Origin of the sequence: Rhodococcus sp. 06-156-4 (assembly GCF_002259345.1) — a bacterium.
In the GTDB taxonomy this organism is placed as follows: Bacteria; Actinomycetota; Actinomycetes; order Mycobacteriales; family Mycobacteriaceae; genus Rhodococcoides; species Rhodococcoides fascians_E.
On the sequence record NZ_NPGB01000029.1, the window covers coordinates 86569 to 102525 of the forward strand.

Annotated in this window: 17 protein-coding genes; all 17 read left to right on the forward strand. The window is 67.3% G+C overall.

Features of this window, described 5'->3' with window-relative positions; all coding sequences use genetic code 11:
* Positions 1 to 120 precede the first annotated feature (120 nt).
* Positions 121 to 1131, forward strand: coding sequence for a DUF8176 domain-containing protein (locus CH290_RS21955; protein ID WP_052061980.1), 1011 nt, complete (start codon positions 121 to 123; stop codon positions 1129 to 1131).
* Positions 1128 to 2069: a hypothetical protein gene (locus CH290_RS21960; protein ID WP_141216131.1), complete on the forward strand. Its 942-nt coding sequence runs from the start codon at positions 1128 to 1130 to the stop codon at positions 2067 to 2069. The genes CH290_RS21955 and CH290_RS21960 overlap by 4 nt, the downstream gene beginning before the upstream one ends.
* On the forward strand, positions 2066 to 2656 hold the full coding sequence (locus CH290_RS21965) for a DUF6668 family protein (RefSeq protein WP_094623558.1): 591 nt from the start codon (positions 2066 to 2068) through the stop codon (positions 2654 to 2656). Before CH290_RS21960 ends, CH290_RS21965 begins: the two co-directional genes overlap by 4 nt.
* On the forward strand, positions 2653 to 2973 hold the full coding sequence (locus tag CH290_RS21970) for a hypothetical protein (protein WP_037162003.1): 321 nt from the start codon (positions 2653 to 2655) through the stop codon (positions 2971 to 2973). The genes CH290_RS21965 and CH290_RS21970 overlap by 4 nt, the downstream gene beginning before the upstream one ends.
* Before the next feature lie 192 nt (positions 2974 to 3165).
* Positions 3166 to 3459: a hypothetical protein gene (locus tag CH290_RS21975; RefSeq protein ID WP_052061983.1), complete on the forward strand. Its 294-nt coding sequence runs from the start codon at positions 3166 to 3168 to the stop codon at positions 3457 to 3459.
* Between the two features lie 20 nt (positions 3460 to 3479).
* Positions 3480 to 3866 carry a hypothetical protein gene (locus CH290_RS21980; RefSeq protein ID WP_037162007.1) on the forward strand — a complete coding sequence of 129 codons (387 nt, stop codon included), beginning with the start codon at positions 3480 to 3482 and terminating at the stop codon, positions 3864 to 3866.
* Positions 3867 to 3914: 48 nt separating this feature from the next.
* A complete protein-coding gene (locus CH290_RS21985) occupies positions 3915 to 4604 on the forward strand; it encodes a DUF8175 domain-containg protein (protein WP_052061984.1) in 690 nt (229 codons plus the stop codon).
* Between the two features lie 99 nt (positions 4605 to 4703).
* Entirely contained in the window at positions 4704 to 5480 is a 777-nt protein-coding gene (locus CH290_RS21990) for a DUF8175 domain-containg protein (protein ID WP_094695936.1), read from the forward strand.
* Complete coding sequence (locus CH290_RS21995) at positions 5471 to 7042, forward strand: hypothetical protein (protein WP_052061986.1); 1572 nt, start codon at positions 5471 to 5473, stop codon at positions 7040 to 7042. Before CH290_RS21990 ends, CH290_RS21995 begins: the two co-directional genes overlap by 10 nt.
* Before the next feature lie 103 nt (positions 7043 to 7145).
* A complete protein-coding gene (locus tag CH290_RS22000; protein ID WP_037162010.1) occupies positions 7146 to 8639 on the forward strand; it encodes an SCO6880 family protein in 1494 nt (497 codons plus the stop codon).
* Positions 8640 to 8709: 70 nt separating this feature from the next.
* On the forward strand, positions 8710 to 10620 hold the full coding sequence (locus CH290_RS22005) for a putative type IV secretion/conjugal transfer ATPase (protein ID WP_037162013.1): 1911 nt from the start codon (positions 8710 to 8712) through the stop codon (positions 10618 to 10620).
* Complete coding sequence (locus CH290_RS22010) at positions 10617 to 10991, forward strand: hypothetical protein (RefSeq protein ID WP_230594210.1); 375 nt, start codon at positions 10617 to 10619, stop codon at positions 10989 to 10991. Before CH290_RS22005 ends, CH290_RS22010 begins: the two co-directional genes overlap by 4 nt.
* Positions 10988 to 12670: a M23 family metallopeptidase gene (locus CH290_RS22015; protein ID WP_094620600.1), complete on the forward strand. Its 1683-nt coding sequence runs from the start codon at positions 10988 to 10990 to the stop codon at positions 12668 to 12670. The genes CH290_RS22010 and CH290_RS22015 overlap by 4 nt, the downstream gene beginning before the upstream one ends.
* Positions 12667 to 13257, forward strand: coding sequence for a hypothetical protein (locus tag CH290_RS22020; protein ID WP_080738329.1), 591 nt, complete (start codon positions 12667 to 12669; stop codon positions 13255 to 13257). Before CH290_RS22015 ends, CH290_RS22020 begins: the two co-directional genes overlap by 4 nt.
* Complete coding sequence (locus CH290_RS30340; RefSeq protein WP_155291638.1) at positions 13254 to 13427, forward strand: hypothetical protein; 174 nt, start codon at positions 13254 to 13256, stop codon at positions 13425 to 13427. The genes CH290_RS22020 and CH290_RS30340 overlap by 4 nt, the downstream gene beginning before the upstream one ends.
* Positions 13424 to 15307, forward strand: coding sequence for a type IV secretory system conjugative DNA transfer family protein (locus CH290_RS22025; RefSeq protein ID WP_037162022.1), 1884 nt, complete (start codon positions 13424 to 13426; stop codon positions 15305 to 15307). Before CH290_RS30340 ends, CH290_RS22025 begins: the two co-directional genes overlap by 4 nt.
* A partial coding sequence (locus CH290_RS30560) for a DUF4913 domain-containing protein (RefSeq protein WP_212555959.1) occupies positions 15304 to 15957 on the forward strand: 654 nt, incomplete at its 3' end. The genes CH290_RS22025 and CH290_RS30560, both read left to right, overlap by 4 nt.

Sequence of the window (15957 nt, forward strand, 5' to 3'; positions counted from 1 at the left end):
CCGCACGCGGCCGGAACGCCGCCCGCCCCGAAGCACCACCGACCCGGCAATCCCACGACCGAGACACAGTGCCGAACTATCCCAGCTTCGCCCAGCACCGAAGAGGCACAGGAGAAAACAATGGCGACCGACAATCACCGGCAGACCGCGGTGCTGTTCCCGGACCCGCAGGAATACTTCGACCCCCAGTGGCAGCAGATGACCGCCGACCACGAAGCATCACCTGTCATCGAACCCACTGATGACACTCCCTCTGACGACACTCCCACTGACGACACTCCCACTGACGACATGCCTACTGATGATCCCTTCGTCGACAACACCGACGAGGACGCCAATGGCGGGTATGCCCCCGCGACCGGCGGTGAGGCCGACTCCGACGTGTCCGGCCTCTACCCACAAGGCGAGGTGGACGAACCGGCACGGGTGCCGTACTGGGTGAGCGCGCATGTGCCGGCCGACAGGCTCGTGATGGACGAGCCGAACCGCCGCTTCCGTCGACGCCGCCCCACCGCACCTCCTCCACCTGCCCCCGACACCTCCGCCGCAGCACCGCAGACGCCGCCCGCAGCCCCCCTCCGGCCACGATCGGTTCCCATCGGCTGGGTCGCTGCTGGAGTCCTCGCCGCAGCGTCATTGATCGGTGCCGCCGTTGTCGTGACCGGACACGACGAAACACCAGCTACCCCGGCGGCCGCCGCACCGGAGCAGCCGCCAGCTCCGCGCACATCCGCCACTACCGCCGCCCCGACGACGCCCGCGGCCGCGCCGTGGTGCACCACCGCCGCGACAGCCGACGCGACGACCACCGACGACGCCGGCAACCGCGCGAGCGCCGTCGGTGTCATCGCCGCATTCGAGCATGCCTACTACGTACAACGCTCCGGGACAGCGGTCGCAGCGTTGATGACCTCGCCGGCCCCGGCGGAACGCATCCAGGCCGTCATCGACCGCACCCCCGCAGGAACCGAGCATTGCGTGACCATCGCCGCCACCGACATCCCCGATGTCCACGCCGTCGCACTCTCCCTGCGTACCCCGTCCGGATCGGAGTCGGCTATCGCCTCACGCATCACCACCACCCGCACCGGCGAGAGCTACGCCATCGCGAACGTCGAGGAGGTCCGATGAAGCAACGCCGACGACCACCGGTGAGCGCCGTGACACCACTACGCCCCACAGAGGCTCGGACCCCGGAGTTGCGGACCACATCAGCGTCGACGGATGTGGCACCTGAGCGGGTCAGCATCGTGATCGGCGCCGGATCCGGCGGTGCGGGAGCAACGACCATTGCCCTCGGGGTGGCCCACACCCTCGCCGAGTCTCTTCCGGTCGCGGCGGTCGACGCCACCAGTGACGGCGGAGATCTGTTCGATCGTGCTGCCGCCCGGCCGCTGCCCGATACCTCGATCACCGCCGCGATTCCGGCCTCGTCGGCTGCAAGCACTGGGGGCATCGTCTTGTGCGGATCAGCGTCGCTGTCCACCAACAGATTCGGCGACCACCACTTCGGTGCTGGCGAGTTCGACCACGAGCCACACGCCCGCCGCGCAGACCCCGCGCAGAGCAGCGACCTGATGTTGCTCGATTCGATCCTCTCCTCCCGTGGGGTTGCCCGGGTCTTCGACCTCGGAACAGCCGTCGACGCACCCCGCGCCGCGGCTCTACGCCGACACGCACTGTTGGTGCTGGCCGCGCCCGTGCGGGCGCAACCGTTGACCCGCCTGCGCACGGTCCTCGACCGGTTGCGCTGGACCCACGGCCGCGAAGCCCTGGCCGGGACCGTCGTCGTGCTCACCCACACCGTTCCCGGTTCGGTCGTGGACCTGGCGCCGATCCGTGCCGCCCTCACGCCTTTGGTGGCCGGATTGATCGAGGTTCCGTTCGACCCGGTCCTGGCCGCACCGGGGCTGCTCGATCACCGGCAGATCGCCCCGGCTACCGCCCGGGCGTTGCAGTCCCTCTCCGACCTCGCTCTGCACCGAATCTCAGCGGGCCACCAGCCGACACCCCTGCGCCGCACTCACACAGGGATCGAGTCCGACGACCAGAGAAGGGAACAGGCATGACCGCCCACTACACATCCGATCCCGTGCCACACCCAGGCGATACCGGCACCGGCCAGCGCGCCGCCGAATGGATCTCGCCGGCAGTGTGGCTCCTCGGCGCCACCCGCGAAGTCGGAGTCAGCACCCTGGAACGGTTCTGGGCGTTCACCGCCGACAGCGAAGGCTCCTGGCCACCGGGCGATGACCGCGACCGCGTCTCCCCGTACGTGGTGCTCGTGGCGCGCGAGTCGTTCAAATCGCTTTCCGCCGCCCAGAATCTCGCCCTCGCACACTCCCGCGGAGAACTCGGGGCAGGGTCGGAGCTGCTCGGTCTGATCACCGTCGCGGCCGCACCGAACCTGGAGAAACCGATCCGTCAGCACCGCGACGTCGTGGCCGCCGCGTTCGAGGAGGTCTGGCACATCGGCTGGCACAGGCACCTGCTCTCTGCCGCCCTCGGCCGACTTCCTCGTTGGCATCCCCTCGACGCGGGCGCGCTCGCACCGGTCGATGGCCTACCGGTTGATCTCCAGCACACCGCGATCGACCTCACCAACACCATCCACGCCCGCATCCCCACACTGTTCACCCCCGGGGTGTCCGCGTGAACGCGCTGGCGATGACCGTCGATGCGGTCGCCGCCGCCCACTCGTCGAGTCCCGATGGCACACCGGATATACCACCGGTCGGGCCACTCCCCCTCCGGTCGGTCTTGGGTCTGGTTCGGGTGTTGATGTTCGTGGTCGCAGCGGGAGCTGCGGTGGCTGTTGTGGTCTTCGCAGTTCGCACGGCCACATTCGCGGGGATCTGGAACGAGAGCATCACCGCAGGACCAGCCGCAAAACTGATCAAGGCCATCGCTTTTCTGATCCTGACCAGCAGCATGATCGAGGTCCTCGGTTGGCTACGAGGTGAGTTGTCGTGAGGAACATCGACGTCCCCTCGACGGACCGGTCCTGGTCGAGTGCATCGGAGCGATCGTCACCGGTCGCGGACGAAACACAGTGCGTCCCTACACGATCTGTCCCCTTCCCTCTGTTCGGCACCTGTTGTCGTCTCAGCGAACGCCCTCGCTGAGCCTCGTGTCCACTCCACCACCGAAAGGCCCCTCGACATCATGTTCCTCGCTACCGCACAAGCCGTGCAGGACTTCTCGGTCCAAGCCATCGAATTCAACGTCACCGCCGAACTTCCACCGGGCGCGAACGGCCTGCTGAAACTACTGAACTGGTTGCTGTGGGGTGTCCTACTCGCGTGCATGGCCGCCATCGTCTTCTCCGGCGGAAAAATGGCGTGGGAAAAATGGAACCAAGGCTCGATCCAGGCTCCGAAGATCCTCCTCGGTGCTCTGGTCGGGGCGATCGTCTCCGGCAGCGCCAACGCCATCCTCAACGCCGTCGCCGGCGGTTAGTCGTACCGGGGCGAGAACCGATGAACACAGCACTTCCCGGCTCGGACGGGGACATGGTGGCCGCGCTACCGCAGCAAGTGGTCGCCGATATCAACACCGTGCTCGGGTGGATGCTCGCCCTGGTCGCGGTCGCGTGCGTCGGCAAGATCGTCTTCGTCGGGGCCCGTCTGGCGTGGGATCACCAGCACACCCCTGGTGTCGAATCTCCGGTGGCCGCCGAGTTCTTCGCCGCGGTCATCGGCTGGATCCTCGCCGCTGCCACCGCCGGCGGTATCGCCGCGGTAATGCTCGACACCGCCGGAGCCGCACCCGCTGAACCCGAACGCGGCAACCTCGTCGAACAGATCGAACAGATCAACCCGCCTCTCGGCGGTGAGCAGCCATCCGGCGAGCAATCCCCACCCTGACAACTGTTGCCGCAGAACGTTTCGGCCCGAATCGAAGGACATACGATCATGACACCCACCAGCATCCGCACCCGCACAGCGATCGCCGCGGCCACTACGACGGCAGTAGCGCTTCTCTCCGCAGCCTGCGGCTCCGACGATCCCGCCCCCGATCCACCAGCGGATGCTCCCGCCGCGGTCGATCTCGCCCAGCCGCCGCAGATCGCATCGTGGACGACGTTCGGTGGTATCGCGGTCCCGCTGGGCAGCCAGGACGGGCCGACGTCGACGCCGGGCGCACCGTTGACCGGTTTCACCCACACCCCGCAGGGTGCGGCGTTGGCTGCGATCGGTCAGTCCGTGCAGCTCGCCACCGCCACAGACAGCACATGGTCGACGATTCTGCCCGCTGTCACCGCCCCGGGTGCAGGGCGCGACGCCTACGCCGGGAACCGGGCACTGATCCAAGTCAGCGGCACCGACCCGGCCGTCGTCCCGTCGATCATCGGCTACACCCTGCCCGCCTACAGCCCCGATGCTGCGACGGTCTCGATCGTCCAGCAATTCTCGGACGATTCACTGGCTGCGGTCGAAGCCGAGGTGGTGTGGTCGGGTGAGGATTGGAAGCTCGCCCTTCCTGAACCTGCACGCGAGCCGGTCCCGCAGGATTTTGTGACCGCCGAAGTCGCCGGTAACCCGGTCACCGCCATCGACGCAGTGCCGACCGACATGGTCGCACTCGGCGGTGCGCCCCGATGAGCGAACCCACCACACCAGCCGCCGAGGCCCAGGCATCGCCCCCCCGAATCCGAAGGCAAGAAAATCGGCACCGTCGGCCTGATCGGTGTCGGTCTCGTCGTGGTCATCATCCTCGCCGGAATCGTCGTCAGTCTCGTTGTACTGCAGAGGGATCAAGACACTCCGCTGGTCTCGGTCGACGCCGGTGGATCATCGGCCCCGGCCACACCGAACCCGGAGGCGGGACTGTTCGAACCCGACCCGGAATTCGATGCCCTCGGCCGAGTCACCTACGTCCCGAAAAACCCCAACGGGGTCATCCTCGAGCAGTCCCCACCGCCCCCCGGCCGATCCGCCGACACTGCCCCGTCCGGTGTGATGCTCCAACGCATCCACGGCAACATGGTGCTCCCGTTCTCCACCTCGGACGGCCCCAGTGCCATCGACGCCTCCGGGGTGGCAACGGGATTCGCCCACACTCCCCAAGGTGCAGCGCTGGCCGCAGCTCACTACATGGCCTACCTTGCCTCAGGAAACGACCGCATCGACATGGCAGTCGCGTCCGGTCGAATCGACGATCCGGAGCGGACCATGGAGCAGTCGAAGCGATACAACGACAGCGGCGTTCGCGGGTCCGTACCAGACGGATACCTCGCCCTCGCTTTACCGTCGCTACGCCTGAGCTACAACGATTCACTGACCCGAGTCTGGTTCGGCTACAGCGTGAACCTCCAAAACGGCTCCACCCAATACCGCCGCATCAACGCCGACTTCGTCTGGCGCGAGGATCGCGGATGGGTTCTGCAGGTCCGCCCGTTCGATTCAGCACAGGGATCGACCTTCGGTGGTAGCACCGACTCACGCCCATTTGAACCGGGGTGGCTCACATGGTGGTGAAAACACCTCACATCCCGCGGCTGTGGCGCTCGACAGTGCGGGCGTTCCTCGCGTGCGGTCTCGCTCTGGTCATCCTTTTCGGTGGTAGCGCCGTCGCGACTGCACAGGACCCCGAACCGACCCCTCCCGAGGACGACTCATCGATTGTCGAAGACGCACTCGGAACTGCCCCGTGCGCCACCCCGACCGGACTCACCACCTCACTGCTCAGTGAAATCGCTGGCGCCGCGGGTGTGGACACCGGCCTACCCAGTTGCCTGGACTCGGCCGCCAACGTCGCCAGCGCACCACTCGAGGCTGCCAAGAACGTCGCCGAGGGTGCGTGGGAGCAGGCGGGACTGTCGTTCGGTGAAGCAGGCGCTGCCGGGCTGAAATTCGCTCTCGGCTGGTGGATTTCGATTCCAGGCCAAGACGAGGCCGCGTATCAGACGGTCTTGTCGAAGGTCGGCTCTTACACCTACGACGTACAGCTGGCGTTTCTGATGGTCTCCATCATCCTGCTCGGCGGCAAACTCGCCCTCGCCCGATCGGGGGCGATCCGGCAGGTCTCGGAGGAAGGTTTCCGCCAGCTCGCCCGCGCCACCGTCATCGCAGGCTCGATCGGGTTCTTCGTCGTCGTCGGTACCCGGATCTCAGACGGCATCTCGACGTGGTTTCTCGATTCGACCGTCGGCGACGACCCGGCCAAGCTCGTGGGAGCGATGGTGCGGATCACCGCTTTCGCCACCCCGGGCGGGATCGCAATGCTCTTCGCGATCGGGTTGATCGGCATCATCGGCGGACTGTTCCTGGTGTTCCTGCTGTTGATGCGCATGGGGATGTTGGTGGTGGTCTCGGCGTTCCTGCCGATCGCCGCCGCTGCGGGCGGCACTCGTATCGGAGCCAGCGCCTACGAGCGGCTCATCGCGTGGACGCTCGCGTTCCTGCTGTTCAAGCCCGTAGGAGCGTTCGTCATCGGGATCTCGGCGATGCTGTTCGCGCAATCGGCACCCTCACAGGATCAAGACGGCGGCATGATGACCGCCGTCGTCGGGGCACTACTACTCGCCTGCACCGCTCTGGTGTTGCCGTCGCTGATGAAACTGCTGATGCCCGAAGCCGCCGGCGGTGTCGGTGGTCTCGCGGCCGCGGGCGCGATGATCGGCGCCGCTGTCCAGGTCGGATCGATGGTCGCCACCGGCGGCGGGAGCGCAGCAGCAGAAGGCGCAAGTGCTGGCGGGGCGGCATCAGGGGGCGGTGTCGACGGATGGGCTCCCTCGTCGTCGTCCGGATCGGTTCCTGCTTCCTTCGGCGTCGGCCCGGCCGGTGGAGGCAGTAGTGGCGGCGGAAGCGACAGCGGCGCCAGTGACGGTGGTCCGAGCGGCGGTTCGATGCCGCCCGGTAGCGGCGGCGCGGACACCGGGGCGCAGAGCGCAGGCCGCTCCTCCGACGCCGCAGCCCCGCCGGCCGCCTCCGGTGGCTCGGCTCCGGATTCGTTCGGATCCGGTGCGGGCGGTCCCAGCAGCGGACCAGTGCCGGACAGCAGTGCAGGCAACGACAACAACAGGGGATTTCAGATATGACACAGCAGTTTTCACACCCGACGCAGACACCGAACCGGCCGTACGAAGCACACCGTAGTGCGGCCGCAGTCGACATCGAGCCACGCACACACCGGTCGATCCGATGAGCAGCGAACACAGGGCGCCGACCACCTACGGCGCATGGCGACTGCCACGCTCCGGTGGTGCATTCGGGGTGAGCTTCGCGGTCACCATCCTCGGGATGGGGTTCGCGGTGGCCATCATCGGCACCTATGCGGTCACCCGGTCGCTGTCGGCATCGGGGTTGGTGCTCGCGGTCGGCGCGGTGCTGATCGTGCCGATGGTGATGAACAAGGACGGCCAGAGCGGTCACCGGCGTTTCTCGGGCTGGCGGACCTCGCTGCTGTCGAATCGACGCGGCGAAGACATCTACGCCTCTGGCGCGTTCTCCAAGGTCCCCGGCGGTGTACTCCGTCTACCGGGTGTGTTGGCGGGAACCGATCTCTACGAGGGCATCGACTCCGCAGGTCGCACGTTCTCGATGATCCATCTGCCCGACACCCACTACTACACCGTGCAGCTCGCCGCGGAACCTCAGGGCGGGGAGAACTTCGACCAGGAACACTTGGACCGGGCAGTGGCGAACTGGGGCCAGCAACTCGGCGGGTTCGGCGACGTCGCCGACATTCCCTTGGTTGCTGCAGTCCTCGAAACCGTGCCCGACACCGGAACGGTGTTGATGGAAACCGTCCGTGCTCGTGTCCGCCGCGACGCACCCGAGCTCGCGCGGCAGTCGATGTACGAGACCGCGACCGGCACCGCCAAAGGCGGCGTCCGGATGGCCGCGCGTCTGGCGATCACCTTCCAAGCCCAGACCGACGAGCGACGCAAAGACCCCATCGAGCAAGCCGTCGAGATCGCTCGCCGACTGCCCGAGATCACCGCGGCCGCAGCAGCAGCAGGGGTGATCTGCACCCCCATGACCGCCGACGAGGTCGCCGGGACTGTGCGCCGCTCCTACGATCCCTCAGCTCTCGAAGCGGTCGAAGCGGCCCTGTATTCCGGGCAGGGAACCGGCCTGTCGTGGCCGGACTGCGGACCACGCACCACGTTCCGCAAACGCGACCGCTATTTCCACGACGGCGCAGTGTCGGTGACCTGGGAAATGCGGGTGGCACCGAAACGCGCTGTGACAGAGCGAGTCCTCGAACGCCTGATCCGCCCGCATGCCGAGCTGCCGCACAAGCGGGTCACGATCCTCTATCGCGTCCATCCCGCCGGGGAAGCCGCCGACGTCGCCGCCAGCGACTACCGCAATGCCCGCGCCCGCCGCTCGGGCCGCACCGGCCTGGACAACATGAGCGATGTCAACGACGAACGCGCCGCGAGCCTGGCCCAGCAGGAGCAGTCCCTCGGCCACGGCATGACCCGCTTCGCGATCCTGGTCACCGTCACCGGGCCCGCCGAGACCACCGACGTCCCACGGATCGACGCGATCCTGCGTGACGTCTCCGTCCAAGCGCTGCTGTCGGTGCGCCGTAGCCACTACTGGCAGGACGCAGCCTTCGCTGTCGGACTCGGCATCGGGGTGTCCGCTCCCGAGCACACCTCCTTGCCGCGACTGGCCGACGGATAACACCCCGGCGCCGCTCGCCGCCCCGCACAGCCCACCCGCCGATCCTGCCCCTGCGAGAGGAACACCCGTCATGCCCGGCACTCTCACTCAACGCACGCCCCGACCCGCCGACTCGAAGCCCGCACAGCCAGTGAAGGCAGACAAGTATCGGGTGCTCTCCGACGAGGGCCGCAGCGCACTCGAAGCACGCGCCGCGGCCGCGACCGGTGTCAAAGCGCGCTGGCTCCAAGCGCTGCTGAACCGCGATGACAATCACCGCCGCAACCGAGACCGCGACCGCGCACTCCTCGGCGACGGCACGCAGAGCGGAGTGTTCACCGAATCCGACGAACGCGGTTTCACCGGCGCGGGCAGTGGCCGCATGGCCACCGTCCTGCCCCCGGTCGAATACCGCGGCACCACCAAACAGGTCGCCGGGCTGTACCCGTGGATCTTCGGTGCCTCAGCCCCGATCCTCGGACCGATCCTTGGACCGCACCTGTCCACCGGCGCCCCGGTCGGCTTCTCCCCGCTCGCCGCGAAAGAGCGCGGCGCGATCACCGCACCGGCGTGCATCATCATCGCGCTCAACGGATTCGGTAAATCGACACTGCTGCGTCGCATCGCATTGGGCGACATCGCCGCCGGTATTCGCGTGATGTGGCCGGGCGATGTCAAACCTGACGGCCGCAAGCTCACCGAAGCGGTCTGCACCACCGGTGTCAACGAAGTCGGTTACGGCACAGGTGCACTCAACCCTCTCGATCCCGGACCGATCGGGGTCGCACTGGCCCGCTACATCACCATCGATCCGGACCTACGCCGCCGCTACGAGTTCGCTCTGCACTTCCGTCAGGTCAACCTCGTCCTGGCGTTGTGCGAGATCGTGCGCCGTTCTCCGTTGCAGGACTACGAGGAAGCGGTCATCGACTCCGGCATCCGCCTGCTCTACACCCCCGCCGCAGATGGTGGCCGCGGACACGACGTCGAGCGGCCCGCCCGGCTGTCGGACCTGCTCGAGCTCGTCGACAGCTGCCCGGACGAGCTGCAGAACGATGTCGTCGCCGACAGCCCCGAGGAGTACCGCGGACAGGTCAAGCCGCTGCTGCGCACTCTGCGCGCGCTCACCAAGGGCCGGTTCGGGGAAACGTTCGACTCCGCCACCACCGTCCGGATCGACATCGACAACCCCTCGACCTGCCTGGACATGTCCGCCGTCCCCGAAGGCGACTCCCTGATGCGGGCCGCTGTGCTGGTCTCGGGCTGGTCGGAATGCTTCGCCGCGGTCGATGCCGCGCACCTGCGCGCCACCAGCGGCAACGGCCCGCACCTGGCGTTCTCGATCCTCATGGACGAGTTGTGGCAGGTCCTCTCGTGCGGTCCGACGATGGTCGACCGCCTCGACGGTGTGCAGCGCCTGCAGCGCACCAAAGGTGTCGGCGTCATCGCCGTCACCCACTCGGTCGCCGACCTCGAAAAAGTCGGTGCATCCGGGTTCTTCGAACGCTCCCGCGCCCGCATCATCGGACCCATTCCCCGCAGTGAGGTCGCCCGACTGTCGGAGGTGATGCAGTTCTCCGAACGCGAGAAGACGATGCTCACCAACTGGTCCGACTCGGCCGACCTCGGCTCGGCGGCCACCGCTATGACCGCCGCCCGGATCCGCTGCAAGCACTGCTCGAGGTCGCTGCTCTTCCTCGCCGGTACGCAGACCCCCATGTGGGTGCACCAGGACAGCGAAGCGCGGCACTGCGACGCCGTCGACCCGCACGAGAGCGTCGAGGACCTCGACCCCAGCCGTATCGCTGAACCATTGGAGTCGGTCAAACAACCTCCCTCCGGGATGGGGCATTTTCTGCTCAAGCTCGGTGAAGGTGGCCGCCCGGGTGTCCCGTTCCGGGTGTGGGTGACACCGGCGGAGAAGAAGTCGGGGATCCACGACACGGACGAGCGTCTGGACGCCGCCAGCGAAGAGCAGCGCCGTGCGGCGGTGACCCGATGAGCGCCCACCTCGCGCGGCATACCAGCTTCTCGCCGACCGAACCCACTGCGATGGCCACTGCCCAGGCAGAGTCCGCTGCGGGTGAGCGTCGCAAATACCGGCTCGTCGACGACGAGACCCGCGATGCTGCGATCGGCACCGTCTGCACAGCGATCGAGCAAGGAACCTCGTTCACCGCCGCATGCGCAGTCGTCGCCGCACATATTGGTGTCGCCGCGACCACCGTCCGCGGGTGGGTCAACGACTCCGGCCGCCGCCCTCGTACCGACTACGACGAAGTGCTGGAGCTGCGCCGGGCGTTGGCTGCGGCCGCCGAACTCAACCACCGTCTCGCTGCCGGGAGAGATACGCCGACGACGGAGCTGCGGTGAGTGATCGGGGTGGCTCCTCGGCGCTGACGGCAGTCGCGATCGCGGCAGTCGGGGTCCTGTTGGGGGCCGCAGTGCTCGCTGCGTTCCTCGCGCAGGACGAACAAGATCGCGCCGCTGCCTCGGCCGACTGCCTGCCCGGAACCTCGCAGCTCGGCGCGACGCCGGGGAACCTGCTTGCTGCGCCGGGTTCGTTCATCAAACCGGTGGACCCCGCTGTCGTGACCTTCACCAGCGGTTTCGGTACCCGGTGGGGTACCCAACATCAGGGCATCGACCTGGCTGGTCCGATCGGGACCCCGATCTACGCCGCCGCCGACGGCACCGTCGCCGATGCCGGGGAAGCCTCCGGGTTCGGGCAGTGGGTCGTGCTCGATCACGTGCTGGACGGCAAGACCGTCTCGACCGTCTACGGACACATCGACACTTACAGTGTCGCCGCCGGCCAAACGGTCCGCGCCGGACAGGCCATCGCGACCGTCGGCAACCGCGGCCAATCCACCGGCCCACACCTGCATTTCGAGATCTGGGACGGCGGCCGTGCCGGCGGAACAGCGATCGATCCGCTCGCCCAATACGACGCCGCACCCGCCCCCGGCGCAGCACCGCCTGCCGCACCGTCCGCTCCTGTCTCGGCGCCGGTGGACCAGCTCGCCGGAACAGTCCCCGGAGCTGGCGGGGATCTGTCGACCCCCACCCCGGCATCGATGGGAACCGAGACGGGCCTGCAGGTCGGCACCAAACGCGTGATGCGCGCTCTGGCAATCAAATTCGGCAACCGCCTCGACTCCCTCGGTGGTTGGCGGAGCAGCGGCGGAGCAGCCGACGATCATCCACAAGGCCGCGCGGTCGACGCGATGATCCCGAACTACTCCTCCGGAGACGGAGTCGCGCTCGGCAACGAGATCCTCGACTACGTCATGGCCAACGCCGACTTCTTCCACCTCGAGTACGCCATCTGGCGGCAAACCATCCACTTCCCCGGCCAGGAACCCTCCCTGATGGAAGACCGCGGCTCGGACAACGAAAACCATATGAACCACGTCCACATCACCGTCGACGCCTCCGGATTCGACGACGCAAGCGCCGTCTGGGGCACACTGCCCGGCGGGACGGCCGCAGGGCCGGGTGCGTCCGCAGCCGCCCCCGGCTGCACCACCCCCGGGACCGGGCTCGGCGAGGATCTCGCCGCCGGATCGGTACCGGCGGAGTTCGAACCCTGGCTCCGCAAAGCCGGGGGCATCTGCCCACAGATCAAGTCCTCCCTCCTGGCAGCGCAGCTCGACGCCGAGAACGGCTTCTCCTACGGCCCAAACGCCCCCGTCTCGAGCACCGGCGCCGGCGGCCCCGCGCAGTTCATGCCCGGCACCTGGGCGACCTACGGCAAGGACTACGACGGCGACGGGTCGATCGACATCAACTCCATCGGCGACGCGGTCATGGCGCAGGGCCAGTACATGTGCGACATCGCCGGGGTCATCGATGCCGGGATCGCAGACGGCCGGGTGAGCGCACCGAACGGACCTACCGAGCTGTACCTCGCCGGATACAACGCCGGCGAAGGCGCAGTGCTCTCCTCCGGGGGATTTCCGACCGGCTCTAACGATTACATCGTTCAAACCCGCCCGTATGCCGACAAGATCATCGCCGCCGAACCTACGTTCAGGAGCCAGAACTCATGACGTACAACGCTTCTCACACCAGGTACTCTCGCACCACATCCGGTGTTCGTGCGCTGGCATCGATAGCCGCCGCGGTCGCGATCGCCGTGTTCGCTGCCGGTTGCGGCAGCTCGCCGGACCCCGATCCGGTCCCCGAAGGCACCGACGCTCACGTGCAGATCGACCCCCTCGACCCAGCTGCTCTCGGACCGCAGGAGGCCGCCGCGGCTGCGATGAACGCGATCCTGTCCTGGCAACCGGCATTCGATGCCGACAAGACCGACGCCCTCGCCCGGGCGCGGCCCTGGCTGACGGTGCCGCTCACGGACTCTCTTGACGCGCCGCAGACTTCGGCGGCGTTGCGTCCGGATCGGGAATGGGACGCCTGGGCGCGCTCGGGCGACACTCTGACCGCGACGTGCACCCCTGCCGCCGACGCCCCGGCCAGTCCGGAGGGTATGCGGACCGTCATCGTCGACCTCGACTGCCGCCAGCGCGTCCTGCACGCCGGCGGCGCGTCGACGCTGCGTCCGGTCGAAACCTGGCGGACCACGATCATCTCCACTCCCGGCGGGTGGCGACTGTCCGATTTCCGGTACCGCACATGACATCACCCGAGACGGCGATCGCGCAGTGGTCGGTGCTGATCGCCAAAGCCGCGGCCCTGGGCGTCCTCCCCCACTCCGACGAGCTCGACACGGACCAGACGGAACCGGCCAGCGAACTCGACACACACCCAACAGCCATGACCCGTATCCACGAGAGGACTTCACCATGAACACCGACGTCAAAGATCCGAGCAACGACTCCGCCACGATGTGGCTTCTCGGCGGTCTCGCCGGTGCTGCTGTGCTGATCGGAGGCGGGGCATCGATGTCCCTGCGCCTGGGGAGCGAGCAGGATGTTCCGGCCAATCCGGCCGACGTCGTCTCTCAGCTCTACACCGGGGATCTGGTGTGGACATCCGGTGCCACCGTCGTGGCGGTGTTCTTCACACTTCTGATGCTGGCCCTACTCGGCGCCCTCGGCGTTGCTCTCGGCCGCCGGCGTGCTCGTCGCAGCCGCGTCGACGACGCCGCCGAACATCTCGGCCGCATCAAGGACGTGAAGTCGTTGACCTACAAAGCCTGCCGCTCGGTCGCCGAACGCCTCGGAACGCCCGTCGACCGGGGCTGCGAACCCGGTGTGCCGCTGGGAATCATGGTCGGCACCCGAGCACGCCTGTACGCCGACATCGAATCCACCCACGTCGACATCTGGGGTCCACGTACCGGTAAAACCACCTCGCGGGTCATTCCAGCGATCCTCGCCGCGATGGGCTCGGTACTGACCACCAGCAACAAACGCGACGTCGTCGACGTCACCCGCGCCTACCGCGACGACATCGGCACCGTCTGGGTCTTCGACCCACAACGCGTTGCGCAGGAACCGGCGACGTTCCTGTGGGATCCACTGTCGTGGGTGCGCTCGGAGACCGCGACCACCGCAGACCTCGGCGACCTCGACACCCTCGGTGCCGATGTCTCGGTGCAAGAACGCAAAGCAGCAGCGTTGGCGAAACAGTTCGCCGTCGGCGAAGACGGGCAAGCAGCGAAAAAGGATGCGTTCTTCGATCCCGAAGGTGAGGATCTGCTCGCCTCGCTGATCCTCGCGGCCGCGGTCGCGAGGCGTCCGATCACACAGGTCTACCGGTGGGTCACCGATGTACAGAACCTCGAACCGATCACCCTGCTCCGCCAGGCCGACTACGCATTGATGGCAGACGGTCTGTCCGCGCACTACACCGCCACCGACAAGCAGCGCTCCGGCGTGTTCACCACCGCAAAGAAAATGATCAACTGCTTCAAGCTCCGATCGGTGCACGCGTGGATCGAACGCTCCGGCCCGGGCGACACCCGACCGGAGTTCGACCCCGCACAATTCGCCCGCTCGGACACCGACACCCTCTACAGCCTGTCCAAGGAAGGGATCGGTTCCGTCGGTCCGATCGTGACCGCACTGACCGTGGCAGTGTGCGACGAGATCCTCGAACGCGCCAGCGAAATCCCCGGAGGCCGCCTGAAAACCCCGTTCCTGTTCGCACTCGACGAAGTGGCCAATGTCGTTCGCTGGCAGGAACTCCCCGGCCTCTACAGTCACTTCGGTTCCCGCGGAATCATCATCATGTCCATCCTGCAGTCCTGGTCGCAGGGCGCGCGCTGCTGGGGCGAGGACGGTATGAAAGCCCTCTGGTCGGCCGCCAACGTCGCCGTCTACGGAGGCGGCGTCAAAGTCGACGACGGACCGTTCCTACGGAACATGTCCACCGCCCTCGGCGATCACTACGAGATCACCGGTTCGATCTCCTCCGGACGCGGCGGGAACTCCCGCTCACGCCAACGCACACAGGTCCGCACCCTCACCGAATCCGACCTCGAAGCGCTCCCCCGCGGTCGCGCGATTATCCGCTCCTCCGGCAACCGGCCGGTCCTGGTCGAAACCGTGCAATGGATCAACGGACCCCACGCCGACGCCGTGCAGGACGCGACCGCACGCGCAGAGGACTCCGCAGCCCAGAACGACCGCGGCTCAGGGGATCTGCACGATCCCATCCGCAACGGCGGTGTGACGTTGGGTAAGACACCGAGCTTCACCGGGACCGAGAGCGAGTCACTGTGAGCGACGACGAATTCGACCCAGCTACCGAACTCGCACCCCCTGGGGACGATTCGGAACCTGGCGGCATCGATCACGACGACGTCGACGCGGACGGCGAACGACCGATATCGGACGACGGCGGAGCAGTCGGTGACGACGAGTTGTCCGCACCATTCCAACAGCAGGTCGACGCCGCGGTGTCCGCCCGGATCCGCAAGGAAGTGGCAGCGATCGCCGATGCGCAGTTCGGTGAGATCCTCACCCCGGAACTGTTCGGGCAGCTGCAAGCCGCGACCGCACGCGCCCTCGCCGCGACCCTCGACACAGAGGTGCAGAAAGCGCAGGCGGCCGCCGACGACGCCGAAGCCGCACCGGTCTACACCTCACTGTTGGACTTCGTCGACGAGGTGATCCGCCCGCACTACCGCCGGGAGGTCTCGGAAGGCAATCAGAAGAAGTGGTGCCCACAGTGGTGGGCACACGGTGAGGCCTACCGACGACTCGATGCCCTCTGGCGAGCGTGGGAACACCTCCGCAAAGACCCGAACACCGGAGCGAGCGTGTGGTGGAAAGACCACGCCGACCACCACATGGGCATGCTCCTCGACCCCCAAGGCCCGTTCTCCGCGTGCGGAGTTCGGCACGGCCACAAAACCACTCTCCCCCCGCTC